The sequence below is a fragment of the Arthrobacter sp. AFG7.2 genome, from assembly GCF_002892835.1.
Classification (GTDB): Bacteria; Actinomycetota; Actinomycetes; order Actinomycetales; family Micrococcaceae; genus Arthrobacter.
On the sequence record NZ_PJMB01000005.1, the window covers coordinates 162,721 to 186,650 of the forward strand.

At 65.9% G+C, this 23,930-nt stretch carries 21 protein-coding genes, 1 tRNA gene, 1 other RNA gene and 1 pseudogene; 9 read left to right on the forward strand and 15 right to left on the reverse strand.

What is annotated here, in order from left to right; all coding sequences use genetic code 11:
• Positions 1 to 44: 44 nt before the first annotated feature.
• The 3 genes from CXX84_RS11145 to CXX84_RS11155 form a co-directional block, all read right to left on the reverse strand.
• On the reverse strand, positions 45 to 3,614 hold the full coding sequence (locus CXX84_RS11145) for a DNA polymerase III subunit gamma and tau (RefSeq protein WP_102976775.1): 3,570 nt from the start codon (positions 3,612 to 3,614) through the stop codon (positions 45 to 47).
• Between the two features lie 21 nt (positions 3,615 to 3,635).
• Positions 3,636 to 3,732: signal recognition particle sRNA small type (ffs, locus tag CXX84_RS11150), an RNA gene on the reverse strand.
• Positions 3,733 to 3,739: 7 nt separating this feature from the next.
• A complete protein-coding gene (locus CXX84_RS11155; protein WP_102976776.1) occupies positions 3,740 to 4,102 on the reverse strand; it encodes a hypothetical protein in 363 nt (120 codons plus the stop codon).
• A gap of 324 nt (positions 4,103 to 4,426) precedes the next feature.
• Between CXX84_RS11155 and CXX84_RS11165 the strand changes: the two genes are divergently transcribed.
• Positions 4,427 to 4,511, forward strand: a tRNA-Ser gene (locus tag CXX84_RS11165).
• 64 nt (positions 4,512 to 4,575) lie between these two features.
• On the opposite strand, the gene CXX84_RS11170 is transcribed toward CXX84_RS11165, so the two are convergent.
• Both CXX84_RS11170 and CXX84_RS19325 read right to left on the reverse strand, forming a co-directional pair.
• A complete protein-coding gene (locus tag CXX84_RS11170; protein ID WP_102976778.1) occupies positions 4,576 to 5,493 on the reverse strand; it encodes an oxygenase MpaB family protein in 918 nt (305 codons plus the stop codon).
• Positions 5,494 to 5,818: 325 nt separating this feature from the next.
• Positions 5,819 to 5,986 (reverse strand): hypothetical protein, encoded by a 168-nt coding sequence (locus CXX84_RS19325; protein WP_223253077.1) that lies wholly within the window; start codon positions 5,984 to 5,986, stop codon positions 5,819 to 5,821.
• Positions 5,987 to 6,170: 184 nt separating this feature from the next.
• On the opposite strand from CXX84_RS19325, the pseudogene CXX84_RS19330 reads away from it, so the two are divergent.
• Positions 6,171 to 6,509: pseudogene (locus CXX84_RS19330) on the forward strand (M23 family metallopeptidase); the annotation flags it as partial.
• 71 nt (positions 6,510 to 6,580) lie between these two features.
• Here CXX84_RS19330 and CXX84_RS19335 read toward each other — a convergent pair.
• On the reverse strand, positions 6,581 to 7,543 hold the full coding sequence (locus CXX84_RS19335; RefSeq protein ID WP_223253078.1) for a hypothetical protein: 963 nt from the start codon (positions 7,541 to 7,543) through the stop codon (positions 6,581 to 6,583).
• Between the two features lie 2 nt (positions 7,544 to 7,545).
• Between CXX84_RS19335 and CXX84_RS11180 the strand changes: the two genes are divergently transcribed.
• Positions 7,546 to 8,058 carry a glutathione peroxidase gene (locus tag CXX84_RS11180; RefSeq protein ID WP_411266208.1) on the forward strand — a complete coding sequence of 171 codons (513 nt, stop codon included), beginning with the start codon at positions 7,546 to 7,548 and terminating at the stop codon, positions 8,056 to 8,058.
• Positions 8,059 to 8,221: 163 nt separating this feature from the next.
• A complete protein-coding gene (locus tag CXX84_RS11185; RefSeq protein ID WP_102976781.1) occupies positions 8,222 to 9,151 on the forward strand; it encodes a phosphodiesterase in 930 nt (309 codons plus the stop codon).
• An 83-nt stretch (positions 9,152 to 9,234) separates the two neighbouring features.
• On the opposite strand, the gene CXX84_RS11190 is transcribed toward CXX84_RS11185, so the two are convergent.
• Both CXX84_RS11190 and CXX84_RS11195 read right to left on the reverse strand, forming a co-directional pair.
• On the reverse strand, positions 9,235 to 10,872 hold the full coding sequence (locus tag CXX84_RS11190; protein WP_102976910.1) for a stealth family protein: 1,638 nt from the start codon (positions 10,870 to 10,872) through the stop codon (positions 9,235 to 9,237).
• A gap of 61 nt (positions 10,873 to 10,933) precedes the next feature.
• Positions 10,934 to 11,863 carry a hypothetical protein gene (locus CXX84_RS11195; RefSeq protein WP_102976782.1) on the reverse strand — a complete coding sequence of 310 codons (930 nt, stop codon included), beginning with the start codon at positions 11,861 to 11,863 and terminating at the stop codon, positions 10,934 to 10,936.
• 156 nt (positions 11,864 to 12,019) lie between these two features.
• Here CXX84_RS11195 and CXX84_RS11200 point away from each other — a divergent pair, with 156 nt between their 5' ends.
• Both CXX84_RS11200 and CXX84_RS11205 read left to right on the forward strand, forming a co-directional pair.
• The gene (locus CXX84_RS11200; protein ID WP_102976783.1) at positions 12,020 to 12,319 is read left to right on the forward strand and encodes a type II toxin-antitoxin system VapB family antitoxin; all 300 of its coding nucleotides are present in this window, start codon (positions 12,020 to 12,022) and stop codon (positions 12,317 to 12,319) included.
• Positions 12,312 to 12,986, forward strand: coding sequence for a LytR C-terminal domain-containing protein (locus CXX84_RS11205; protein WP_102976784.1), 675 nt, complete (start codon positions 12,312 to 12,314; stop codon positions 12,984 to 12,986). The genes CXX84_RS11200 and CXX84_RS11205 overlap by 8 nt, the downstream gene beginning before the upstream one ends.
• A 7-nt stretch (positions 12,987 to 12,993) precedes the next feature.
• On the opposite strand, the gene CXX84_RS11210 is transcribed toward CXX84_RS11205, so the two are convergent.
• Positions 12,994 to 13,644 (reverse strand): TetR/AcrR family transcriptional regulator, encoded by a 651-nt coding sequence (locus CXX84_RS11210; RefSeq protein ID WP_102976785.1) that lies wholly within the window; start codon positions 13,642 to 13,644, stop codon positions 12,994 to 12,996.
• Positions 13,645 to 13,709: 65 nt separating this feature from the next.
• Positions 13,710 to 14,408, reverse strand: coding sequence for a DsbA family oxidoreductase (locus CXX84_RS11215; RefSeq protein WP_102976786.1), 699 nt, complete (start codon positions 14,406 to 14,408; stop codon positions 13,710 to 13,712).
• 226 nt (positions 14,409 to 14,634) lie between these two features.
• Between CXX84_RS11215 and CXX84_RS11220 the strand changes: the two genes are divergently transcribed.
• Positions 14,635 to 15,696: a glycosyltransferase family 4 protein gene (locus CXX84_RS11220; RefSeq protein ID WP_102976787.1), complete on the forward strand. Its 1,062-nt coding sequence runs from the start codon at positions 14,635 to 14,637 to the stop codon at positions 15,694 to 15,696.
• Positions 15,697 to 15,757: 61 nt separating this feature from the next.
• The gene (locus CXX84_RS11225; RefSeq protein WP_102976788.1) at positions 15,758 to 17,896 is read left to right on the forward strand and encodes a glycogen debranching N-terminal domain-containing protein; all 2,139 of its coding nucleotides are present in this window, start codon (positions 15,758 to 15,760) and stop codon (positions 17,894 to 17,896) included.
• A 70-nt stretch (positions 17,897 to 17,966) separates the two neighbouring features.
• Here CXX84_RS11225 and CXX84_RS11230 read toward each other — a convergent pair whose 3' ends face one another.
• From CXX84_RS11230 to CXX84_RS11250, 5 genes are read right to left on the reverse strand one after another with little or no spacing between them, the layout of a single operon-like run.
• Positions 17,967 to 18,500 (reverse strand): GNAT family N-acetyltransferase, encoded by a 534-nt coding sequence (locus CXX84_RS11230; protein WP_102976789.1) that lies wholly within the window; start codon positions 18,498 to 18,500, stop codon positions 17,967 to 17,969.
• Between the two features lie 30 nt (positions 18,501 to 18,530).
• Entirely contained in the window at positions 18,531 to 19,526 is a 996-nt protein-coding gene (locus CXX84_RS11235) for a sugar phosphate isomerase/epimerase family protein (protein WP_102976790.1), read from the reverse strand.
• Position 19,527: 1 nt separating this feature from the next.
• On the reverse strand, positions 19,528 to 20,694 hold the full coding sequence (locus CXX84_RS11240; protein ID WP_102976791.1) for a Gfo/Idh/MocA family protein: 1,167 nt from the start codon (positions 20,692 to 20,694) through the stop codon (positions 19,528 to 19,530).
• Positions 20,691 to 21,833 carry a Gfo/Idh/MocA family protein gene (locus tag CXX84_RS11245; RefSeq protein WP_102976792.1) on the reverse strand — a complete coding sequence of 381 codons (1,143 nt, stop codon included), beginning with the start codon at positions 21,831 to 21,833 and terminating at the stop codon, positions 20,691 to 20,693. Before CXX84_RS11245 ends, CXX84_RS11240 begins: the two co-directional genes overlap by 4 nt.
• Positions 21,830 to 22,576 (reverse strand): sugar phosphate isomerase/epimerase family protein, encoded by a 747-nt coding sequence (locus CXX84_RS11250; protein ID WP_102976793.1) that lies wholly within the window; start codon positions 22,574 to 22,576, stop codon positions 21,830 to 21,832. Before CXX84_RS11250 ends, CXX84_RS11245 begins: the two co-directional genes overlap by 4 nt.
• Before the next feature lie 134 nt (positions 22,577 to 22,710).
• On the opposite strand from CXX84_RS11250, the gene CXX84_RS11255 reads away from it, so the two are divergent.
• Complete coding sequence (locus tag CXX84_RS11255) at positions 22,711 to 23,928, forward strand: ROK family transcriptional regulator (RefSeq protein ID WP_102976794.1); 1,218 nt, start codon at positions 22,711 to 22,713, stop codon at positions 23,926 to 23,928.
• The last annotated feature ends 2 nt before the right edge of the window (positions 23,929 to 23,930 follow it).

Sequence of the window (23,930 nt, forward strand, 5' to 3'; positions counted from 1 at the left end):
GCAAGGACTTCCCGACGGGCCGGCGGACCGGACCCCTGCCGCGGTCAGTAGCGCGATGTGATGGGGCTTCCGTCGGACGAGCGCTCCTCGATCAGCTTCCCGCCCAGAATACGCTCCACTGCTGCCCGCCCGAACACGCCGGACTCTTCGATGGTTTCATCATCCGCGCTCGGGATGTCCTGGACGTACGGGGCGGCAGCCGCCACCGCCCGGGCCGGGGCCTTGGCGCGCCCGGCCTCTGCTTCAGGGCTGTTGGACAGCCGCTGGTAAAGACTTTGCCGGGCTTCCGCCGCGGCAGCAGCAGACGGTGGGGCGGCCAAGGCAGGGGCGGCATTGGCTGGAGCGGCCTGCCGGGAGGCCGACGAAACCGGAGCAGGGGAGGACGGAGCTGCCGCGAACGCTGCCGCAGGGGCTGGAGCCACCTGCGCCGGAACGGATGCGGAAGCGGAGGATGCTGATGCCATCGCGTACTCGCGCACCCGTACCTGATCCGGCGCCGAAGGCGGTTCTTCCACCTGCACTCCTGGCCGTCCGGGGCCGGGCAAGGGTGCAGGGGCTGACAGGCCCCACTCCGGCTCCGGGTTGGAACCGGCCACCGTTACCGGAATGGAGGGGGGCACCTGGGCGGCAGCGGGTTCGTAGTGCGGCGTCGGAGCCGGTCTGCTCAGAGTCTTTTCGGGCACGCCAGGGGACGGGGCCCTGCCCACGTTGCTCTCTTCGCCAACCACCCAGACTCCGGGAGCCTGTTCGACTGCCCGGGTCCAGGGATCGTGCGGAGTCTCTGGAGCCCGATTCCCCTGACTTTCAGGCTGGTCATTGTGATGGGCGCCCGGGACGTTGCCGGGACCCGTTGCCGCGCCGGCCGGAATGGAACCAACTGCTGAGGAGCCGGCCCGGCTTGGGCTGTGCGGGCCGGCGCCTGGAGTACGTGCGGAGGGTTGGGAACCGGCGGACGGTGCCCAATCCATGGGGGGTTCCTCTTCCAGCGGGGGAGCGTCCTCGTCCCTCGCCGGTCCCCAATCGTCGTCCGAATACGAGTAGTCCCCTGCAGTGGCCGCTTGGGGCGCTTGAACGGGGGAGGAACTTATGGGCGCGGGGAACTGCCCAGCGGTCCGGCTGGTCCCAAGCACACCGGTACCGTTTTCCGGAACCTCGGGTGCAGGCGACGCCGGTGGTACTGCCCGTTCCGGCGCACCTGCCGGGGCCAGTGGGTGGTGGCCGGCGTTACCTCGAGCTGGGCTCTCGCCGGCGCCAGACTGCTGTTTTCCGCCCGGGGTAATGCCCTGCTGGTCGACGCTGTCCCCGCCATCCCTGCCTGGTAGATCGCCCTGCGGTTTCGAAGCAGCGGAGCGGCTTGCCGTCTCCGGCTGCTGAGATGGGTCGTGGGGCGAGGGCGCCGGGGCGAGGCCCCAGGCGACGTCAGCCGACGTTGCCGGGGCCACCCGGCTGGCGGAAGCTTTTGGGTTTGGCTCAGAGCTCGCCGGCGTGCCGCCCCCGGCAGACGCAGTGATCTGGCAGTCGATGCCCACAGTTTTGTGGATGGCCTGGCGGAGGTTCTCTGAATGGTCCGCCCGGCCGAAAGCACCTGCAAGCCCGGTGGTGGTGAAGGTGAGGGTGAGGACGTGTCCGTCGAAGGAAGCCACCTGGGCATTGGGTTCGACGAGTGCCCACGTACTGCGCTTGATTTTAGACAGTGTCTGCAGGACATCCGGCCACGCGCGACGCAACACCTCAACATCGCCCATCGGCCCGGGTGAAGCAGCCGGCGCCGCGGCGGCAGGCCTTTCATGTTCCGCAGGAGCGGGAGAAGGTTGGGGACCGGTGCCTGTGGCCGGCCGTGACCCTTCCCCGCGGATGCCGTCCGGCACCGGGCCGGAAGCCGCTGCCGGCCTGCCTCCTTGTACGGCGCCAGGTGCAACCGATGCCTGCTGTCCCGTATTGGTGCGCTGCGGGTCAGCGTCGCGGCCGCGCGTAGCCGGGGGAACGGCTGGGCGTGTGTTTGCGGCAGAATCCTCTACCGGCCAGTCATCGGTGCTGACGCGCGGAGCCGTCAGCGGGCCACCGGAAGCAGCAGCGGAGGAGGCGTCCCCGGAAGGGCGCGAAACGCTCGGCGAAGGGGCTGGCGGAGTGGCCGTTGCCCCTGCTGGAGCTGCCTGGGCCGAAGGCCCGCGCTGGACTGCAGGCGCCGGCTGGACTGCAGGTCCCGCGGGAGCAGCCGGCGCTGCCTGGACTGCAGGTCCGGCGGGAGCGGCCGGCGCGGATTGAGCAGTGCCGGCGGCGTTCTGTGCCGGGTCCGCGGAGGTGGAGGGTGCGGCCTGGGCGGGGGCCGGGAGCATTCCGGGTTGGGGCGCCGGGGAACCTGCAGCCGCGGCGCCGGCAGCGGATGAGCCGGCGGGAGTCCCGACGTCGTTCCCTGCATAGTTGAGCCGGCGTTCCACACGGTCTATCCGTGCAGCCATGCCGCGCTCGTTTTGCTCGGAGCTGGGCAGCAGGATCCGGGCACACAGCAGCTCAAGGTGCAGCCGTGGGGACGTTGCCCCTGTCATCTCGGTAAGGGCCGTGTTGGTGACATCTGCGGCGCGGGACAGCTCCGCCGCCCCGAGGTTGTGGGCCTGGTTCTTCAGCCGGGCGATCTGGTCTGCGGGCATTCCGCGCAGTATGGTCGAGGCGCTCTCCGGCATGGCCTGAACGATGATCAGGTCCCGGAAGCGCTCCAGCAGGTCTTCCACGAACCGGCGGGGATCGTGGCCGGTCTGGATCACGCGGTCCACAGCACGGAAAACGGTAGCAGCGTCAGAGGCAGCCACAGCTTCGACAACGTCATCCAGCAGTGATGCATGGGTGTAGCCGAGCAGCGCGACGGCAAGTTCGTAGTCCAGGCCGTTGGGGCCCGCGCCCGCCATCAGCTGGTCCAGGACAGAAAGCGAGTCACGGACGGAACCACCGCCGGCACGGATCACCAGTGACAGGACACCAGGGGCAACCGGGACGTTTTCCTGGTTGCACAGCAGTTCCAGGTAGGCGATCAGCGGTTCCGGCGGCACCAGCCGAAAGGGGTAATGATGGGTGCGGGAACGGATGGTCCCGATGACTTTGTCCGGTTCGGTGGTGGCGAAGATGAACTTGATGTGTTCCGGCGGCTCTTCGACGATCTTCAGCAGGGCGTTAAAGCCGGCAGACGTGACCATGTGGGCCTCGTCAATGATGAAGATCTTGTAGCGGTCCCGCACCGGGGCGTACGTGGCGCGCTCGCGGAGGTCCCGGGCGTCGTCCACGCCGCCATGGCTCGCGGCGTCGATCTCGATGACGTCCAGCGAGCCGGAGCCGCCTCGGGCCAGCTCGATACAGCTGGGACAGGTGCCGCAGGGAGTGTCGGTAGGGCCCTGGGCGCAGTTGAGGCAGCGCGCCAGGATCCGTGCCGAGGTGGTTTTGCCGCAGCCCCTGGGACCGGAGAAAAGGTAGGCGTGGTTGACCCGGTTTTTCCGTAGAGCCGTCATCAGCGGCTCGGTGACGTGCTCCTGCCCGATAACGTCAGCAAACGAGTCTGGACGGTATCTGCGGTACAGGGCGGTAGTAACTGTCACAGAGAAAACCCTACCAATCCGGGCCGACATCCTGCCGCCCTGTGGGGGAATAGTAAAGACCCCCCATGCACCCGCCAGAGCCCATTTACCCTTGCTACCTTCCGGTCCTGGGGGAGTTCAACAGGATGACGCCACATGAGGGGCCGCCAGTTACTTTACCCGAACTTCCGGCCTGACTCGAATCGGCCATCGGCCTGGCGCCAGCCGTCAACCTGCCAGCTCATGAAGGCGGGTTCCTCATACGGATGCGCTGCCCTCAGCGCGGCGACCACGGCGCCCAGCAAGGGCTTTTCCACCACGCACTCGATCCTGTCCTCGGCAGCCTGCTCGGGGATTCCGGTACGTCCAACGTAGGGTTTGGCGCCTTCCTGCGGAGTGAAGTGGCCGGTCCCGGGGGTGACGAACGAGCAGTGCGAGTACTTGCCGATCCTGCCGGCTCCGGCGTCGCCAACGGCCGCCAGTACCTCTTTCGTGTGGGACTGCGGGACGTAGACCACCAGTGCATACAGCTCGTTCATGGCTCCCATCCTGTCTCAACCAGGCCCTCGGGCGGGAGGAATCCGTTGCTTATCCCGGCCACTGCCTTGATCATTGATATATACACCGATTGGGGCAATCTCAAGGTTGTGAGCTGCGTGGCCTGGCTGAACGGGGCCGGACCCGGCAGCTCAACGGTGATCCGGGGAATGGGCGCGTTGGGGGCGTCCATTTCGTGGTTAAAAGTCACGGCGCCCTGCGGCGGCCGGCGTGCGGACCGTCCTTCCCGCTTGCCCCGCGGGCCCAATTGGGCGATGCGGAAAAGATCAGGTAACCTAGTATCTGCTTTTGTTTCAGAAGCAGCTGGAGAATTCGCCTAGCGGCCTATGGCGCACGCCTGGAACGCGTGTTGGGTTAACGCCCTCGGGGGTTCAAATCCCCCATTCTCCGCCGGTAAGGAACCCGGCTCCGGCAAACGCCGGAGCCGGGTTCTTTCGTTAACAGCAGAGCCTCCTTATTCTGCTTCCGGCACGCCCAGCCGGCGAAGACGTTCTCTGGCGGCCAGCTCGCTGGGACCCCGGGGACCCAACGCCAGGCGTACGACGCCGAGAACCGCCTTCGTTGCGAGCCTCACCGGCAGGGCCACCGGACCCAGCCGTGGAACAGCCAGTCCAAGCATCTCGCGGTACCTGGGCTCCAGGCTGTAGACCGCACCGGCGAACAGGATGCGGTAGCCCGGGCGCAACATCCGGTTCAACGGCGGGTTGCGGATGAAGTCCACTGTCTCTGCCACCCGGGCGTCAACGCGCAGCTCACCGCTTTCGTACCAGCGGTCCAGTTGTCCGTGCATGTCCGCCTCGCTCAGGGGCGGGTCCTCTACACCCATCAAACGGCCTGCCTGGGCCCACTCGCGGACATAGGCGTCCGGGCCGCCGGGAATTGCGCCGCCCCAGATCTTGTGGGCAGTGAGGAACGCGTCAGTGAAAGCGAGGTGGATCCAGCTGGCCAGTTCAGGATCATTGGCGCTGTAACTGCGCTGCGTACCGTGGTTATCGCTGTAACTGCCCTGCACGGATTCGTGCATCCGGCGGACTCTGCGCGAGGCATCATCGGCGGCTTCCGTGGAACCATACGTCACGGTAAAAATCCAGCGGATGGTGTTCGCCAGCCGGGCCAGCGGGTCCTCGCGGAAATTTGAATGGTCGTGGACGCCGGCAAGGGCGCCGGGGTGGAGGGACTGCATCAACAGTGTCCGGATTCCGGCAACGATGGGGGACATGGAGCCATGCACCGCCCATACAGCGGAGCCGGGCAGATGGTAGCCCGCGTCCTTGCCCTCCGCGAGATCGAGCTGCCACTGAGGCACGCCCTCAGAGCCGTTGCTGAACGTGCGGACCAGCCGCTTTTTGACGGGAGCCAGGATGTTCTTCATGGTGCATGCCCTCCTGTGGAGAACCGGTTGTGATCTCATCGTAAGCACAGCGGGGCCCGCCAGCGGCGTCGGGGGCCGCCTGCGGTCATCAGCAGGACAGCGGACACCCACAAAAAAACCACAGTGAGCCGCCGCAGGGTTCACAGCGTACCGGCCCGTGTGTTCACATTGGAGATACCGTCATGACAGAGGGCGGCTGGCAACGTCCTGGAGTCACTTTCATGGGCAATCACGCGGTTTCCGGGAAGGACGCCAAAAGCCCCAGAGGCCTGTGCCTCCCCGCTGCCCGGGCTGTGGCGGCTACCGGTGTATTGGCAGCATCCGTCTACGGTTTGAATCTTTCCGGCAGTGCACCTGTTCCCGGAACAGCTTCGGCCTCCGTGGTCCGTTCCGGAGCCGAAGCGGGGATGGGCGCTGTGGGAACTCCTTCCGGCTCCAGCAGCAGCAGTGCCGGTACCGCTACGGTCCTGGGCGGCAGCACCGACGTCGTCACGCCGCCATTGGACGGTCTGGTAGCGGGCCCGGAGACGGCCAGCATCCTGACTGCTCCACACGTGGAGCTTGCCTTTCCGCGTCCGATAGTCAGCGGCACCGGCGGGGGCCCGGGGTCACCGCTGACCGTAGAACTGACAGGGCTGGGCCGGCCTCCCGCGGGCTACCTCATGGCGCCCCTCAAGATGTTGACTCCCTCGTCGCCCTTCGGGTTCCGGGTCAGTCCGCTGTCCGGGGCAGCCGGAGACTTCCATCTGGGCCAGGACTACGCAGCGCCGTGCGGCACCCAGGTGTACGCGGCTGATTCGGGCGTTGTACGTGCCGCTGGGTGGCATGCGTGGGGCGGCGGCAACCGGGTGGAAATAGACCACGGCAACGGTCTCATCAGCACCTACAACCACCTGGAGTCCATAGCCGTCCGAAGCGGAGACTCCGTTGCTGTTGGCCAGGCCATCGCCAGGGTAGGGAGCACTGGATGGTCGACAGGATGCCACCTGCACTTCGAAACGATCCTTAATGGCCACCACATCAGTCCACTGAAGTGGATCCTGATACCGCTTCGGCCAGCCGGCAGCGGACCCGCTGACCTGCGGTCCTACCTGCCGGGCACAAATGCTCCATCCGCCGGTCCCATACGTTGGACCATTCCGGTGGGGCAGGGCAGCGAGCCTCCTTCCATTCCCCGCTGGGTAAGTAAGCCGCCCACAATGGCCGGCTCACCTTCCGGACCGGCATCCTGGCTCTCGACCCTTCGGCCGGCTGATTCTTCAACACCGTCGTGGACTGCGACGCCCGGTACGGCAACGCCGTCGCCTACTGGAGTGTCGCCGTCGCCAACGGGTTCAGGAACGGCGTCGCCGACACCGACACCAACGGATCCGGGAACTGGGACGCCGACGCCGACGCCGACGCCGACGGATCCTGAGACTGGAATGCCGACGCCGACGCCGACGGATCCTGAGACTGGAATGCCGACGCCGACGCCGACCGACCCTGAGACTGGAACGCCGACGCCGACGCCGACCGACCCTGAGACTGGAACGCCGACGCCGACCCCGACGGACCCGGGAACGGGAACGCCGACACCGACGCCGACCCCGACCGACCCAGGAACGGGAACACCGACGCCGGTGGAGCCTTCCCCGGCGCCTCCGCCGCCCTCGGAACCCGTTGAACCGCCGCCACCCGCGCCGGTTGAGCCTCCGCCCCCGCCGCCGGAGCCTGTCCAACCGCCGCCACCTGCTCCGGTTGAGCCGGCCCCGGTTCCGCCGCCGCCACCCGCGCCGGTTGAGCCGGCCCCTGAGCCACCGCCACCTGCTCCGGTTGAGCCGGCCCCTGAGCCACCGCCTGCACCTCCAGCCCCGATCGAGCCGACACCGATACCCACGGCGACCTTCTCAGCCGCGCCTATTCCTCCAGCACCGATTGAGACCACCGAACCAGTGCCATTGCCGACCGAAACGTCCGTGACGCCAACTCCGTAGGGTTCCAGCAGGAAGTTTGCCCAGGATTCACCAAGCCCGGACCAGTACAGTGGTGCGCTGGCAACGAATTCCACGCATGAACAAACTTCCGAGGACTCAACCCGTGACAGCCCTGTACCCGATCCCGCTGACCCTGAACGACGGAACCGCGACGGATTTCGGCAGGTTCAAGGGCCGCGTGGTGATGGTGGTGAACGTTGCGTCAAACTGTGGGTTCACCCCCCAGTACGCGGGGCTGGAGGCGCTCTACGAAAAGTTCCGGGACCGGGGATTTGAGATCCTCGGCGTGCCGTGCAACCAGTTTGCCGGGCAGGAACCGGGCAGTGACAGCGAAATCGCGGAGTTCTGCCAGCGGAACTTCGGGGTTTCTTTTCCGCTGACCGTCAAGGCGGACGTGCGCGGCAGGAACCAGCACCCGCTGTACACGGAGCTCACCAAGTTCAAGACCGGGCTGCTCCCCGGATTGGTGAAGTGGAACTTCGAAAAATTCCTCGTGAACCGTGAGGGAGAAGTGGTGAAGCGCTTTGCTCCCACAGTGGAACCGGACTCGGCAGAGGTCATCGACGCCATCGAGGAACTCCTCGGCTGATAAGCGCACCTGTGCCGAACGTGCCGGCGCAAAAGCGCAGTTCTTTCACCTTTTTCCACATCAGCCACGGCGATTTACCCAAAGTTTGCCGAATGTCTGATTGGATAAACATTACTGAAGGGTACAAGGGAAGCGCCGTTTCCCACCGACCACAGAGGCAGCAATGGAGCACATCGAGGCCGAACATCCCCGGCCACGCCATTTCCTACTCCACCTGAGCGATCCCCACCTGATGGGAGGTCCGGACCCCCTCTACGGCGTCGTTGACAGCGAAGCGCGGCTTATCCAGCTCTTTGACGAAGTCAAAGCGTCGGGGGCGAGGCCGGAGGCCGTCATCTTCACGGGCGACCTCGCAGACAAAGGCGATCCTGAGGCTTACGTAAAACTGAGGGCCATCGTGGAGCCCGCCTGCGAGGAACTGGGCGCAGAAGTCATTTGGGCGATGGGCAACCATGACAACCGTGCCAACTTCAGGACAGGCCTGCTGGACGAGCCCGCACATGACGCCCCCGTGGACAAGAGCTACTTCATCAATGGGCTCCGGGTTATCACCATGGACACTTCCGTGCCTGGCTTCCACCATGGCGAGCTAAGCTCCTCGCAGCTGGAGTGGCTGACGCGGCAGCTGGACACCCCCGCCCCGGACGGCACCGTCCTGGCGTTGCACCACCCGCCGGTGCCGTCCGTCCTGGATCTTTCGGTCCTGGTTGAGTTGCGGGACCAGGCGTCGCTGGAGGCAGTAGTCCGCAATTCGGACGTGCGCACCATTCTTGCCGGGCACCTGCACTATTCAACGACGGCGAGTTTTGCCGGCATCCCAGTGTCCGTGGCGTCGGCCAGTTGTTACACCCAGGACCTCAACGTTCCTGTCGGGGGCACCAGGGGACAGGACGGCGGCCAGTCCTTCAACCTGGTCCACGTGTACGAGCACACCATCGTGCACTCGGTGGTTCCCCTGGGCAATTCGACGACGGTGGGGGAGTACGTCTCCCCGGAGGAGACGAAGCGCCGGCTGGAGGCCGCCGGGATCCGGATACCTGAGACTGCCAAGCAGCGGAGCAGCACGAAACTTGGGCTGCCTACCAGCCGCTAGGACAGTGCACGAAGGTCCGTGCCGCCGGGCGGCACGGACCTTGTCTTGCCGGACTGCGCATCCGGCCGGTATTTTCCGGAGTCCTACTTTTCCCAGGGTGCCTTGATGGGGAAGTACTTTTCCAGGAAGTCGGTGACCACTTCGGCGCGCTCGTCAGCAGGGATCTCCGGGAAGCTGCCGTCATTCAGGCAGAAGAAGTCCATGTTCCTCTTTGCCAGGAGTTTGGGCAGGTACTTCAGTCCCGCCTTCATCGTGGTGTCAACGTAGCGGACTTTAGCAGCGGTCTGGGTGACGGCACGGCCGGTGAGCAGCGCATAGTAGTGGTAGAACGAGTTGGTGACGGAGATGTTGTCCGCGGCCCGGAAGCGGCTGCCCGCCGTCTTCCGGAACTCTTCGGGGAACTCCCGTTCCATTTTTGCCACCACGCTGCGGCGCAAGGGCGCTGCGCAGTGCTCCAGATGGCGGGTTGTGATCCGCCCGAACCGGTTCCACAACAACTTCCGGTTGACGCGCGCAGCGTTCTCGAACCCGCTCCGCTCAATGGCGTTCTCGCCCAGGCCGATCCGGGTTTCTGCCTCCACGAACTTCGTAATGCCGCCGGGAGTGAAAAACAGGTCGGGGCTCACGGGCCGGCCGAAGAACATGTCGTCATTGGAGTACAGGAAGTGCTCGGACAGGCCCTCGATGTTGTGGAGCTGGCACTCCACTGCCTGGGAATTGTGCGTGGGAAGCACCGAGGGGTCGGAGAAGAACTCCTCGCTGCGGACAATGGTCACCGAGGGGTGGTCCGCCAGCCACTCAGGTGCCGGTGAATCTGTGGCAATGAAGACGCGGCGGATCCACGGCGCGAACATGTACACCGAACGCAGGGCGTACTTGAGTTCGTTGATCTGCCGGAAGCGGGCTTCGTGGTCATCGCCCTCGCCGAGGACAGCATCTTTCTGCTGGGCCCGCCGCGCGGCGATGTACTCCGGGGAGCTTCCATCCACCCAGGAGAACACCAGATCGATGTCGAAGCTGATGTCGCTGGCGTGGTCTGCGAACATGTTCTCGATGGTGGGCCACGTGTGGCCGTAGCGCTCAACGGTGCCACGGACGGCGTCCTGCCGGAGCAAGGTCCTGCGCGTGAGGGAGTTCTCAATAGGCAGGATGATCTCGTTGGACTTAAACGACCAAAGCTCAAGCTGCACGCCTGCGGAGGCACCGAATTCGAAGCCGCCCGCGGGCTCCACCCGGGGCCGGTACAGGCGGAAGATTCGCGCCTCCTTGTTGGCCGAGAGCTCACCATCTGCAACCAGCAAGGACGTTTTCTTCTTGGCATCCACGGTCATGGAATAGAAAGGCTCGTCCCGGCAGGCTTCCACCAGGGCCGCCCGAAGCTTTTTCCTGTCTTTCCAGTCCAGGGCAATGACCGGCCTGTCATTGTTGCCCCTCACCAGCAGGTACGCCAGGTCCGCGCCGGCCAGCACATTGCGTACGAACAGCAGGTCCTCCACCATGGCCTGGTAGGGAGTCCTGTTGTGGTTGATCAGCGCAATGCGGCCCTTATGCGTGATGACATCAGGGCGGGGATTTAGCCGCTGCTCAGCTTCGGCTGAGGTGATCTCGGCATGAAATTGTTCTTCTACGGATGCCTGGCCGCCGTAGTAGACCTCGTCTTGAACCGGTGCTTCTGTAATGGTCGTCTCCGTGCTCGTCAAAGTAAGCGTTTCTACCTGCATGATAGCTGCGTGCTGGAAACAGCAGGTTTCGGGCAGGGCTGCCCGGGGCCGGGGAACCGGCTCAGCCGCCCAGTGCATCCCGCCAGCTGCGCAGGAAGGCCCCGCCGGCGTCGTCATGGATCACCGAGGCCCCAAGCCCCAGATCCTCGGCCGTCAGGACCGCGTACGGCTTCTCCGGGATACCGTCGGCCGGCCGGACGTCCACGTGCTTGACCGCGTGATCGTTGTGGTGCAGCCAGTCGGCCATTGCGTAATCGGTGCGCGAATCGCCCACTGTCCGCCATGCTGCCGGGGTGATGCCCTGGGCGGCAAGCAGCTCCACAGCGCGGCTGGCGCCCAGATCCTTGCCAAGCCGCACCGACTCAATGTCCGTGGAGATGATGGTGGGATCAACCCGGTAGTCCACCTCGTCGTCGGAATTGGGGGCATGGTGGTCCAAGCGCACCACTCCCAGTCCGTGGCGGGCCATCAGGTCCATGGCGTCGGCGTCGAAGAGTTTCTGCTCCGCAAGGTAATCGGCGCTGGGAACATCAATATGCTGCTCCACGGACACCATGGCTCGCTTCGTTTCATCAAAAAACATGTGTGCGGCGTAGTCCTCTGCCACCATGCGCCGGACATCGTCCCCGTAGGCCGCCGGTACGGCAAGTTCCCGGTCCACGTGAATGGGGCCGGGCCCGGCTGCGGTATAGCTGAACCAGACAGCGCCCTTTTCGCAGACGGCATGGATGATGGTGCCTGCGGGGATCCCGGCGGCGATCATGGGTTCCATCACCTGTTGCCGGATGAAGGCGTCAGAGCGTCCGGTGTTGAAAATGACGGGAATCCCTGCGGCGGCGAGGGCCATGAGGTCATCGATGATCTCCCGCTTAACATCCCGTGTGACCGGACTTGCCACCGGCCCGTCCACATCGAGCAGGAGCGCCAGCGGCGGGGTGGCCGGCACGTGGGCTGCGGGTGCAGAAATGGCGGGGGACTCGGATGCTGTCATGGTCCTATTCTGTCAGCCGTGCCGTCACCTCTGCGGACACCGGGCTGGCGGCAAGCGGCACTACCGCAGGTAGCCCATGGTTACTGTTTGGCCACAACCTGCGGCAGGAACCGCAGGGCACTTTCGCTGGGCCTGCAGGATGCCTAGTGTGGCAAGGTGATATTTAAAGCTGTGGGCGAGGGCCGCCCGTACCCCGACCATGGTTACACCACGCCCAAGGAATGGGCTTCGCTCCCGCCGCGTCCGGTCCGCCTGGACGAGCTGGTGACCACCAAGCGCACCCTTGACCTGGAAGCGCTGCTGGCTGAAGATTCCACCTTTTTCGGTGACCTGTTCCCGCACGTGGTGCAATACCAGGGGACCCTGTACCTGGAGGACGGGCTGCACCGCGCCGTCCGCACCGCCCTGCACCAGCGCACCGCCATCCACGCCCGTGTCCTGGTGATAGATGGCTAGGAAGAAGCAGCAGGACGTAAGCGTCCTCCACGGCCACCACGTTGTCACCGGTTCCGAGCTTCGGGCCGCCTTTGAGGCGGCGCCGGGCGCCGACGGGACAACCCGCGTACGCCGGCGTGCGCTGCACGGGATTGTGCTGGTCCTCCTCGTCGGCCTCATCGCCGCGGCCATCATCACGGCGCTGGCCATCATCAACGGGCAGCTGAAGCTTCCCGCTGCGGCGCCTGCCGAAGAAGCGGCCTCCACCTGCCCGGCCGGGACTTTCGACTACACCCCCAATGACCAGGTCAACCTCAATGTCTACAACTCCACCAGCCGGCCCGGTTTGGCCCGCTCAGTGGCGGACGAGTTCCTGGCGAGGAAGTTTGTGGTGGGTGCGGTTTCGAACATTGATGCGGGCTACCGCGGGACCGCTGCCGTGATTTCCGGGGCCGCCGGGCATGCCGCGGCGTTCACCGTCCAGCGGAACCTGGCGGGGTCGGACTACTTTCAGGACAGCCGGACCGACGGGAGCGTTGACGTGATCCTCGCGCAGGACTACAGAGCGCTGGTCCCGCCCGAGCTCGTTGACCAGACGCCGGGGACGCTGGGCTGTCCGCGGGAAAGCCGCCGCGTCGCCGACGACGACAAGTTACCCGTCATGCCCTCGGCAGCGCCCGCACCCTGATGGGTGGCTAGCCGGCCACCACGGGAAGCGGGCCGAGCCGCACGGGGCGGCCGTCGTCGTCGAACCGTGCGCCGGCACCCAGCTGGATGAAGCGCACTGTCCTGGCCACCCGGGCCTCCAGTTCGGCGGGCTCATCGCTGCCCCTGGCCGCGCTGGAGGACAAGGTGCCCAGGATCAGCTGAGCCTGCTGGTTGACGTCAGCCACCGGAAGGTACCCCTGCTCCATTCCGTCCCGCAGGATTCCCTGCAGCAGCACGCTGAGCTCGCCGACGTGGTCGGCGAGCTTGGCAAAGGACGACGGCGACAGCACGGCGCCCATGGCGGGTCCCGGCGGCAGGTGGCGGCGGCTGAGGTCCACCACCTGGGCGCGGACGTACAGCGCGAGCCGGTCCACCGGGTTGTCCAGTTGGTTCAGCGAGTCCCGCAGTTCGGAAAGGAACTTCTCAGTCTCATCCAGGGCATAGGAGATCAGCAGTTCTTCGATGTCCGCGTAGTAGTTGTAGACGGCGGTCCGGCCCACGCCGGCGTGCCGGGCAACATCTGTCATCGTCAGGCCGGGCAGGCCATGGGAGAAAAGGAGTTCACCGAAGGCCGTGAGGATGCGCCGCTGGGTGTCTGCTCGTTGCTCGGCGTTGCTGGCCGCTGAAATCCTTGGCATGTGGACACTTTACCGCGATGTGTCAGTAAAAGCCTGCGCTTGGCTGCGCTGGCCTGCATGCCCGCCTACACCTGGCAGCCGTCCGGTCCGCAGGCCCCGCCATCCGCGGAGTTGACCAGCACCAGGGGATTGGATTCCTGCCATGCCTGGTCCAGCGCCGCAGTGAACGTCTCAACGGGCTGGGCGCCGGACAGCCCATACTTCCGGTCGATGACGAAGAACGGGACGCCGCTGATCCCCAGGGACCGGGCCTCCTGGATATCGGAACGGACGTCGTCGGCGAACTTGTCGGTGGTGAAGAGTTCCTCTGCTTCTGGCTGGCTGATGCCCAGGTCCAGGGCGAGCGACATGAGGTACCCGCGGCTGCCGATATCCTTGCCGTGCTCGAAATGGTCGCTGAGGAGCCGCTCCTTGGCGGCGTCCTGCTTGCCGTGCGCGGCCGCGAGGTGGATCAGGCGGTGGGCGTTGAAGCTGTTGGCCACCACCACAGAGTCAAAGCGGTAATTCAGGCCTTCACCCTTGGCCTGCTGCGCCACGTGGTCGAACATCTGCGACACCTGCTGCGCCGGCATCCCCTTGCGGGTACTCAGGTACTCCAGCTCGGTTCCGTCGTAGTGTTCGGGGAGGCCGGGGTCCAGCTGATAGCTCCGCCAAACCACCTCGACGGAATCGCGGTGCTGGAAGGCCGCCAGGGCAGATTCAAAGCGGCGCTTGCCGATGTAGCACCAGGGACACGCGACGTCGGACCAGATTTCAATCTTCATGTCCAAGGAAACAGCACACCCGCAGCCGCCATTCCGGAACCCGGTATGACGTGCCCCACAGCTGGGTCTTGTCCGCGGGGGATATGTGGACGATAGTCGGGTTATGGGGCTGCACAAAGGCCCTCAGGGTAAACATTTCCCAACAACGCGCGGACCGGGAAGGTTCCGCGGAGTAAGTTGCCCGGCCATCTGGGGGAGCCCGGCCTGTCATTTCCTGGAGGTCAGGATGCGGATAGGACTGGTTGCGGGACCGTGGATTACGGTCCCGCCCGCTGCGTACGGTGGGACGGAAAGAGTAGTGGACAGCCTCGCCAGGGGCTTCGCCGCCGCGGGGCACGAAGTACTGCTGGCCGCGCCTTCCGACAGCATCTGCCCGGTGCCGAGGGTGGCCCGCATGCGGCCCTCGGCTCCCGAAGAGCTGAACCTTGCGAAAGCCGAGCTCAGCCACGTGGCGCGGGCGTACAAGGGCTTGGGCGGCGTGGATATCATCCATGACCACACCCTGGCCGGGCCTCTCTACCTTCACCGGCCTGAGAAGATTCCGGTGGTGACCACGATCCATTGCCGGCTGGACGCCGAGGCGGCAGACATTTACGGTGCCATCGCGCGGAAGGCATCGGTGATAGCAATCTCAAGGGACCAGGCATCGCATGCTCCTGACGTGCCCGTTGCCCGGGTGATCCATCACGGTATGGATGCCTCGTCCGTGCCGCTGGGCACCGGCAGCGGCGGATATCTCTGCTTCGTGGGCAGGGCCAGCCCTGATAAGGGGCTGCTGGAGGCGGTCGCGATTGCCCGGCAGGCCGGAATTCCGCTCAGGATTGCCGTCAAGATGCGCGAGCAGGATGAGGTCGGCTATTTCCGCGACGTGGTCGCTCCCATCCTGGGGCCGAACGAGGACTTTGTGGGGGAAGTGGATGACGCCACCAAGTACCGGCTGATGGGTGACGCTGTCGCGTTCCTGAACCCGATTCAGTGGCCGGAGCCCTTCGGGCTGGTCATGATCGAGGCGCTGGCCACCGGCACCCCCGTCATTGGCACGGCGGTGGGTTCGGCACCTGAAATCATCGATCATGGAACGACTGGATACCTGGGGGAGATGGACCAGCTCGCCGGTTTCGTCCAGCGGGCTGCGGGCCTCGACCGGAAGGCATGCCGCAGGGCGGTGGAGGAGCGTTTCAGCGAGGAACGCATGGTAAATGACTACCTCCGGCTTTTTAGCGGGCTGGTTGGAGGCACAACGCCCGCAGGGGTTCCGCATGCTGCCGGCTTGCACCAGAATCTTTAAAGGGGCGGGCGCCCTTCCGATCCCCGGAAGGATACCCCGCCGCTGACTAAGGAGTCCTTCCATGACTGCCTGGAACGCCGATACCGAGGCAGCCGCATCCGAATCCGGATCGGTCACTGTGGTGGAGGGATCCTCGTTCTGTATCAGTTCCGGGACCGGAGACATCAGTTCCGATGGCGGTACGAACGGTGCATTCTTCCAGGACACACGCATCATCTCCCACTGGGTACTGCGGATCAACGGCTCCCTGCGCGAGCCACTGTCCGCCCAGCGGCCCAAGCCCTTCGAAGCCACATTCGTTGGCAGGGCACAATGGTCCGGGCGCCGGTTCGACAGCCCCCTGGTTGTCCGCCAGCACCGCCATATCGGCCCTGGCCTGCAGGATGACATCACGCTGGAGAACTACTCGGCGGAGCCGGTGGAGTGCGATATGGAGCTCCTCGTGGACGCAGACCAGGCCGATCTCTTTGACGTCAAAGTGGGCCGGACGTCCCGGCACGCGGAGCCCGTCCGCACCGTCCGCGACGGCCGGCTTGTGATCGAAGGCGTTCACGGTGAAGAGCGGCGCGGAACTGCTGTCCACGCCCGCGGCGCTGCGGTCAGCACAGACGGGCTTCGTTTCCGGGTAACCATTCCGCCCCGCGGCAAATGGGCAACCAGCGTCATTGTGGTTCCACTGATCAATGGCCGGGCGCCCCAGGGGGCCTTTAGCGACGACGGGCTCCCGCACCACCGGGAAGGCGTCCGCCGGCACCGCCACTGGGAGCAGAACGTCCCGCTGATTACCGTGTCTGACGCCAACCTGCAGGCTGTCCTGAACCGCAGCCAAAGCGACCTGGGGTCGCTGCGGATTTTTGATCCCCACCACCCGGAGCGGGCAGCAGTGGCGGCAGGTGCGCCGTGGTTCATGGCGCTGTTCGGACGGGACTCCATCCTGTCCTCCTACATGAGCCTCATGGTTGATCCCAAGCTGGCGGCAGGGACGCTGCAGACCCTGGCCGGCCTTCAGGGAATGAAAGTGGACCACGACTCGGAGGAAGAGCCGGGGCGCATCCCCCACGAAGTGCGGCTGGGCGTAACAGCGGGGCTGTCGCTCGGTGGCACCGCCTACTATGGGACGGCTGATGCCACCCCGCTGTTCGCTGCCCTTGTAGGCGAACTCAGCCGGTGGGGGCTGTCCAAGGACATCGTGGAACCATTGCTGCCCCACGTGGACCGCGCCCTGGAGTGGATCGACCGGTACGGGGACCGCGACGGCGACGGATTCGTGGAGTACCTCCGGCCCAATGACCACGGCCTGGTCAACCAGGGGTGGAAGGACTCCTGGGACGGCATCAACTTTGCCGACGGAACCATGGCGGAAGCGCCGATCGCCCTGTGTGAGGTGCAGGCGTACGTCTATGGGGCCTTCGTGGGCAGGTCCCTGCTGGCCCGCTGGAGCGGAGACCACGCCTTGGAACAGCACTGGGAGGGGCGCGCTGCGGAGTTGAAAGCGGCCTTCAACGAGAAGTTCTGGCTCCCGGACAAGGGCTACTTCGCGGTGGCGCTGGACAAAGGCAAGCGCCCGGTGGATGCCTGCACGTCAAACATGGGGCACTGCCTGTGGCTGGGCATTGTGGATGAGGACAAAGCGCCCTCCGTTGTGGAGCAGCTGATGTCGCCGCAGATGTTCACCGGCTGGGGAATCCGCACCCTGGCCTCGGACATGGGCGCCTACAACCCCGTCAGTTATCACAACGGTTCGGTATGGCCCCATGACACGGCCCTGGTTGCCACGGGGCTGATGCGCTACGGGTTTGTGGAGGAGGCCCGCAGGGTTGCCACCGGCATTTTTGATGCCGCTGAGCATTTCGACGGGAGGCTGCCGGAACTGTTCTGCGGCTTCGACCGCGGCGAGTTTCCCGGGCCTGTGCCATACCCGACAGCCTGCTCGCCGCAGGCTTGGGCTGCCGCGGCGCCGATACAGCTGATCCGGGCGCTGCTCCGTTTCGACCCTGTTTTCACCCGCGGGGTGGTGCATTTGGCGCCGATCCTGCCAGAGGGCGTGGGCGACTTCCAGGCCGAGAACGTGCTGCTGGACACGTCCCGGGTCACCATCAGGGCCCATGGTACGGGCGGCAGCATCGACGGGCTGCCGCCCGGGCTGAAACTCCTGGCCCAACCGCGTCCGCCCCTTGCCTATCCGCCCCGGGAGGCCTGACAACGCCTCACAAGTCCTCACTGGGACGGGGCAGCCGGCGGGCGACCGCGGGCGTACCGGACCGGCACGTTTACGGAAGGCCCCGCTCCAGCACAAAATCGTGCTCCACCGCGGTCCCCAGCTGGAAGGATTTGGTGCCCACCTTCCGGAACCCGGACTTTTCATAAAAGCGGATGGCCCTGGCGTTCTGGCTGTTGACGCCCAGCCACACCCCGGCCGCACCTGTGGCGGCGGCCGCCTGCAGGCTGGCATGCATCAGCTCAGCCGCCGCACCCAGGCCATGATGGCCGGGATGCACGTAGCACTTGCTCAGCTCCACCGACGGTGTGAGTGCCAGCACCGAGGACACGTCCGGGTCTGCCGGGGGCCGGTTCACCAGCAGGCTGTAGCCGCGGAGGCTGCCCTCCGCCTCGATGACCAGGACGGTGACGTCCGGATCGGCGAGGTACTCCAGGAAGTGCTGTTCGCTGAGGGTGTTCGCCAGGTGCGCCGCGATGTCTTCAGGCGACGCCGACGGCGGGCAGGCCAGCGGAAAGGTGACGGCCGCCAGGGCAGCCAGCGCCCCGGCGTCGTCCCTTGTTGCCTGTCGGATTGTGGAAGTCATGCAGGGATTCTATGTGCGACGGCGCCAGGGCTACTGCTTGAAGGCGGCGTCGAAGGAGGTGCTCGACGCCGGGAAGTCGAACTTCTTGAGGGCGGCGAGGGCTTCGGGGGCGCCGTGGAGCCGGTCCATTCCCGCGTCTTCCCACTCCACTGAGATGGGGCCTTCGTAGCCGATCGCGGACAGCGCCCGGAAGGCTGCTTCCCACGGGACGTCGCCGCGGCCTGCGGAGACGAAGTCCCAGCCGCGGCGGGGGTCGCCCCAGGGGAGGTGGGAGCCCAGGACAGTGTTCCGGCCCGTCTGGCGGACCTTGGTGTCCTTGCAGTCCACGTGGTAGATCCGGTCCTTGAAGTCCCAGATGAAGGAAACGGGGTCCATGCCCTGCCACATCATGTGGGACGGATCCCAGTTCAGGCCAAAGGCTTCGCGGTGGCCGATCGCTTCGAGGGTCCGGACTGTGGTCCAGTAGTCGTAGGCGATTTCGGAGGGGTGGACTTCGTGGGCGAACCGGACGCCGCACTCGTCGAAGACGTCCAGGATGGGGTTCCAGCGGTCCGCGAAGTCCTGGTAGCCGGCCTCGATCACCTTTTCCGGGACGGGCGGGAACATGGCGACGTACTGCCAGATGGAGGAGCCGGTAAATCCGACGACGGTGTCCACACCGAGTGCCTTGGCGAGGCGGGCGGTGTGTTTCATTTCCTCGGCGGCCCGCTGGCGGACGCCTTCCGGGTCGCCGTCGCCCCAGACCTTTGAGCCCACGATGGCCTGGTGGCGGAAGTCGATGGGGTTGTCGCAGACTGCCTGGCCTTTGAGGTGGTTGGAGATGGCCCAGACCTTGAGGTTGTACTTCTCCAGGATGGCCAGCTTGGACTCAACGTAGCCGGGTTCGTCCCAGCGCCACGCGTCCAGATGGTCGCCGGAGACGGCAATTTCCAGGCCGTCGTAACCCCAGCCGGAGGCCAGCTTCGCGACTTCCTCGAAGGGCAGGTCGGCCCACTGGCCGGTGAACAGGGTAAACGGGCGGGGCATGTCAGGCTCCTTCGGTGGCGGGGGACAGCTGGACGAGGGCGCTTTTCGATGCGGCGGACTGCTCCACGGCGTCCAGGATGCGCTGGACGGCCAGTCCGTCCTCGAACGACGGCGACGGCGCGGTTCCGGAGTCCACGGCGAGCAGGAAGTCGCGGACTTCGTGCGTGAACGTGTGCTCCCAGCCGATGATGTGGCCCTGCGGCCACCACGCCTCCAGGTAGGGGTGACCCGGTTCGGTGACGACGATCCGGCGGAAGCCCTGCTCCCGGGCAGGCGCCGTGGCGTCGAGGAACGCGAGCTCGTTGAGGTTTTCCAGGTCGAAGCGGAGGGCACCCTTGTCGCCGTAGACCTCCAGCTGCAGGGAATTCTTCCTCCCGGTGGCCACCCTGGAGGCCTCCACTGAGGCGATTGCCCCGGAGGCGAGGGACAGTGTTGCCCAGGCGGCGTCGTCGACCGTTACGTCCTCAAGCCCTTCGGCACCGGGGCGCCGGTTGACGAAGGTGTGGGTGCGGCCGGAAACTTCCGTGACCTGGTCCCCGAGCAGGAACAGGACCTGGTCGATGGCGTGCGAGGCGATGTCGCCCAGTGCGCCGGAGCCCGCTGTGTCCTTCCTCAGCCGCCAGGTCATGGGCGCCTGGTCGTCCGCGAGCCAGTCCTGCAGGTAGGCGGCGCGGACGTGCCTGACCGTTCCGAGCCTGCCTTCGGTGATCAGCTCTTTGGCAAGGGCGAGCGCAGGCACCCGGCGGTAATTGAATCCCACCATCGACTGGACGCCTTTGGCCCGGGCAGCCCGGGCTGCAGACGTCATTGCTTCGGCCTCGGCCAGGGTGTTGGCGAGCGGCTTTTCCAGCAGCACGTGCTTCCCGGCATCAAGGGCGGCGATGGCAATTTCAGCGTGCATCCAGCCAGGGGCGCACACGTCGATGATGTGGATATCGTCCCGGTCCAGGACTGACCGCCAGTTCGTGGCGCTCTCTGCCCACCCGTACTTCCCGGCGGCTTCCGAGACTGCGGCCGCGTCCCTGCCCACCAGGACCTTCTGTTCGAACGCGGGGACGTCGAAGTAGCTGGCCACGTTCCGCCACGCGTTGGAGTGTGCCTTCCCCATGAAGGCGTAGCCGATCATGGCAACGCCCAGGGGCGCGGTCCCGGCTGCTTCCGCGCTCATGCGTTGTCGCCGATGGTCGGGCTTTCCGGTGCCCAGTCTTCGGGGAGCGCTGCCGAAGCCGGAGCAGAGCTTTCCACGTCCACGAATGTCCCTGACGTCATGGATTCCGAGATGGAGACCATGGCGTCCAGTACGTGGTATGCGAGATCCCCGGTTGCCCTGTGGGGGACACCGGAGCGCAGCGAGCGTGCCATGTCCAGGACGCCCATGCCGCGGCCGTTCGCAGCGCCGGTTGCCGGGATGGTGGTCCAGTCCTCGGCTCCCGCACGCCAGAGCCTGACGTCGCCGTCGAAGTTGTTGGGGTCCGGCAGGGAGATGGTGGCCTCCGTGCCGGTGATCTCCACGAAGCCCATCCGGACGCGCGGGGACTCGAAGGAGAAGACGCTGTGGGAGGACGCGCCGCTCTCGAACTGGGCCATTGCCGAGACGTGGGTGGGGACTTCGACGGTGAATTCCTGGCCGGCCTTGGGCCCGGACCCGATGACGCGGACGTCCTTGGCCTTGGACCCGACGGCGGCCACCTTGCGGATGGAGCCGAACGCCTGGATCAGGGTGGTGAGGTAGTAGGGGCCCATATCGAACAGCGGGCCCGCGCCGTACTGGAACAGGAAGGCGGGGTTGGGGTGCCACGACTCGGGGCCGGGTGTCTGGAATGTGGTCATGCCGGTCAGGGGCGTGCCGATGTCCCCGCGCTGGATCAGGCGCAGGGCGGTCTGGAGCCCGGCGCCCAGGAAAGTGTCCGGTGCGCAGCCCAGGCGGATGCCTGCCGAATCGGCGGTCTTGAGGAGGCCAAGGCCTGATTCGCGGTCCAGGGAGAACGGCTTCTCGGTCCAGACGTGCTTGCCGGCGTTGACGGCTGCGGTCGCGACCTCAACGTGGGCCGCCGGGATGGTCAGGTTGACGATGATTTCGACGTCAGGGTGCTGCAGCGCCTTCTCCACGCCGCCCCATTCGGCGATTCCATATTCCCTGGCCCTGGCCTCGGCGGCTTCCTCGAAGAGGTCGGCGATGACGTGGACCTTCAGGTCAGGGAAGGTGGTGAGGTTGTCCAGGTACTGCTTGCTGATGTTGCCGGCGCCGATGACGCCGACGCCGACAGGGCCTTTGCGTGACGAGGGTGCGGTTGCGGGGATGCTCATGCCTTGATTCCTTCTCCGGTTGCCGTCAGGAACGAAAGGCTCTCGTTGATGCCTTCGAAGATGTCTCCGGCGTAGTCATCGAATTCCACCACGCCCACCTCCAGCGACGTGGCGGCGGCGATGACGTCCAGGACCGGAACCTTGCCCTGGCCCGCAGGCTGCTGGGCTTTGGTGTCCGTGGTGAGGGGACCGTCCTTGATGTGGATCAGCTTTACCCTGTCCCCGAGCTTCGTGAGGATGTCCACGGGATCCTGCCCTCCAACCGCAACCCAGTAGGTGTCCACTTCCAAGACCAGTTCCGGATCGAGCAGGTCCGCGAAGTATTCCAGGGCGGTGCGCCCCTCGATCATCGACTCCAGTTCCCACTGGTGGTTGTGGTAGCCCACCCGGACGCCGTACCCGGCACCCTTCCGTGCAGCGGCATTCAGCTGTGCGGCCGTTTCCTGGATGTCTTCGGCCGACTGCCAGCGCTCGGCCGGGATGAAGGGGTCGATGACTGTGCCGATGCCCAGTTCCTTGGCGGCCGCGAAGATTTCATCCTGGTCCTGGCTAAGCAAGGGTGCGTGGCCCGAGGGGGCAGTGAGCCCGTTGTCCTTCAGCGCTGCGCCAAGTTCCTTGGCCATGGCTACGAAGTTGTAGGGTTCCACCTGGCTGAAGCCGATGTCCGCAACCCTGCGGATGGTGCCCGGCAGGTCTTTCGCGACGGCGTCGCGGAGGGTGTAGAGCTGGAGTGAGTAGGACAAGGCATCTCCTGGTTGGCTAGTGTGCTGGCATGGCTGTGATGCAGGTCTACTTGCAAAGCTAGGAGTACTTTTGCCGGACGTCAAGCAAAAGTTGTTGCCGTGACATAAATAAGTTGATCTGCTATCCATGTCCTATGAACAACACTGCTGGCGCCCGGACGGCTCCGGAGCCGATCGGAGTGCAGGGCCGCGCTGGTGACATCTTCCAGTTGCTGCGCGACGGCAAGGCCCGCACCCGCGCCGAGCTCGCGGGCACCACCGGCCTGGCCAGGTCAACCATCGCCGCCAGGATAGACGCCCTGATTTCTTCCGGGCTCGTTGGTCCTGCCGGTGAGGCAACCTCCAGCGGCGGCAGGCCGCCGTCGCGCTTTGCCTTCAATCCCGCCGCCCGGGCCGTGCTGGCCGTGGATGTAGGGGCAACGCATGTGGCGCTGGCCGTCACGGACCTGGGGGGAGCCGTGCTGGCCGAGCATCGGGTAAACCAGCCGGTGGCGGACGGGCCGGAGAAGGTCCTGGGGCTTGTGGTGCGCGAGGCCGGGAAACTGCTTGCTTCGGCGTCCGGGAAAACGGTGGAACTTGCCGGGGTGGGCATCGGGCTTCCGGGACCTGTGGAGCATGACACGGGCCGCCCCGTGAACCCGCCGATCATGCCGGGCTGGGACGGGTTCGACGTCGTCTCTTACGTGCAGCGCTCACTGCCGGTGCCCGTGCTGGTGGACAACGACGTCAACATCATGGCGCTGGGCGAGCGCGCGGCCCACTGGCCGGAGGAGGACAACTTCCTTTTCGTGAAAGTTGCCACCGGCATCGGTGCGGGCATCATCAGCAGCGGTGAACTGCAGCGCGGCGCCAACGGCACAGCCGGAGACCTTGGCCATGTCCGGGTCCCCCGCGGTGATGACGTCCTGTGCCGCTGCGGCAACCACGGCTGCCTCGAAGCCCTCGCCTCAGGGCCGGCAATCGCAGGGACGCTGCGCCGGGGCAGACTGGAGGCGGACCAGGGGCGGGACGTGCTGACGCTCGTGGCCCAGGGGAACCCCGAAGCCATCCATGCCTTGCGCCAGGCCGGCCGGGACCTGGGCGATGTGCTCGCCACCGTGGTCAACCTCCTGAACCCGTCGGTCATCGTGATTGGGGGAAGCATTGGTGCTTCGGGGGAGCACCTGGTGGCCGGTGTCCGTGAAGTTGTCTACCGGCGCTCGCTGCCCCTCGCAACGTCGCAGCTCCGGATCGGGCTGTCCCGGGCAGGGGACAAGGCCGCCATCCTGGGGGCCAGCCAGCTGGTCACCCGGCACGTCCTTTCGCCGGCAGTGATTGAGGCAACCCTGGCCGGCTCCACGCTGCCGGGTTGATC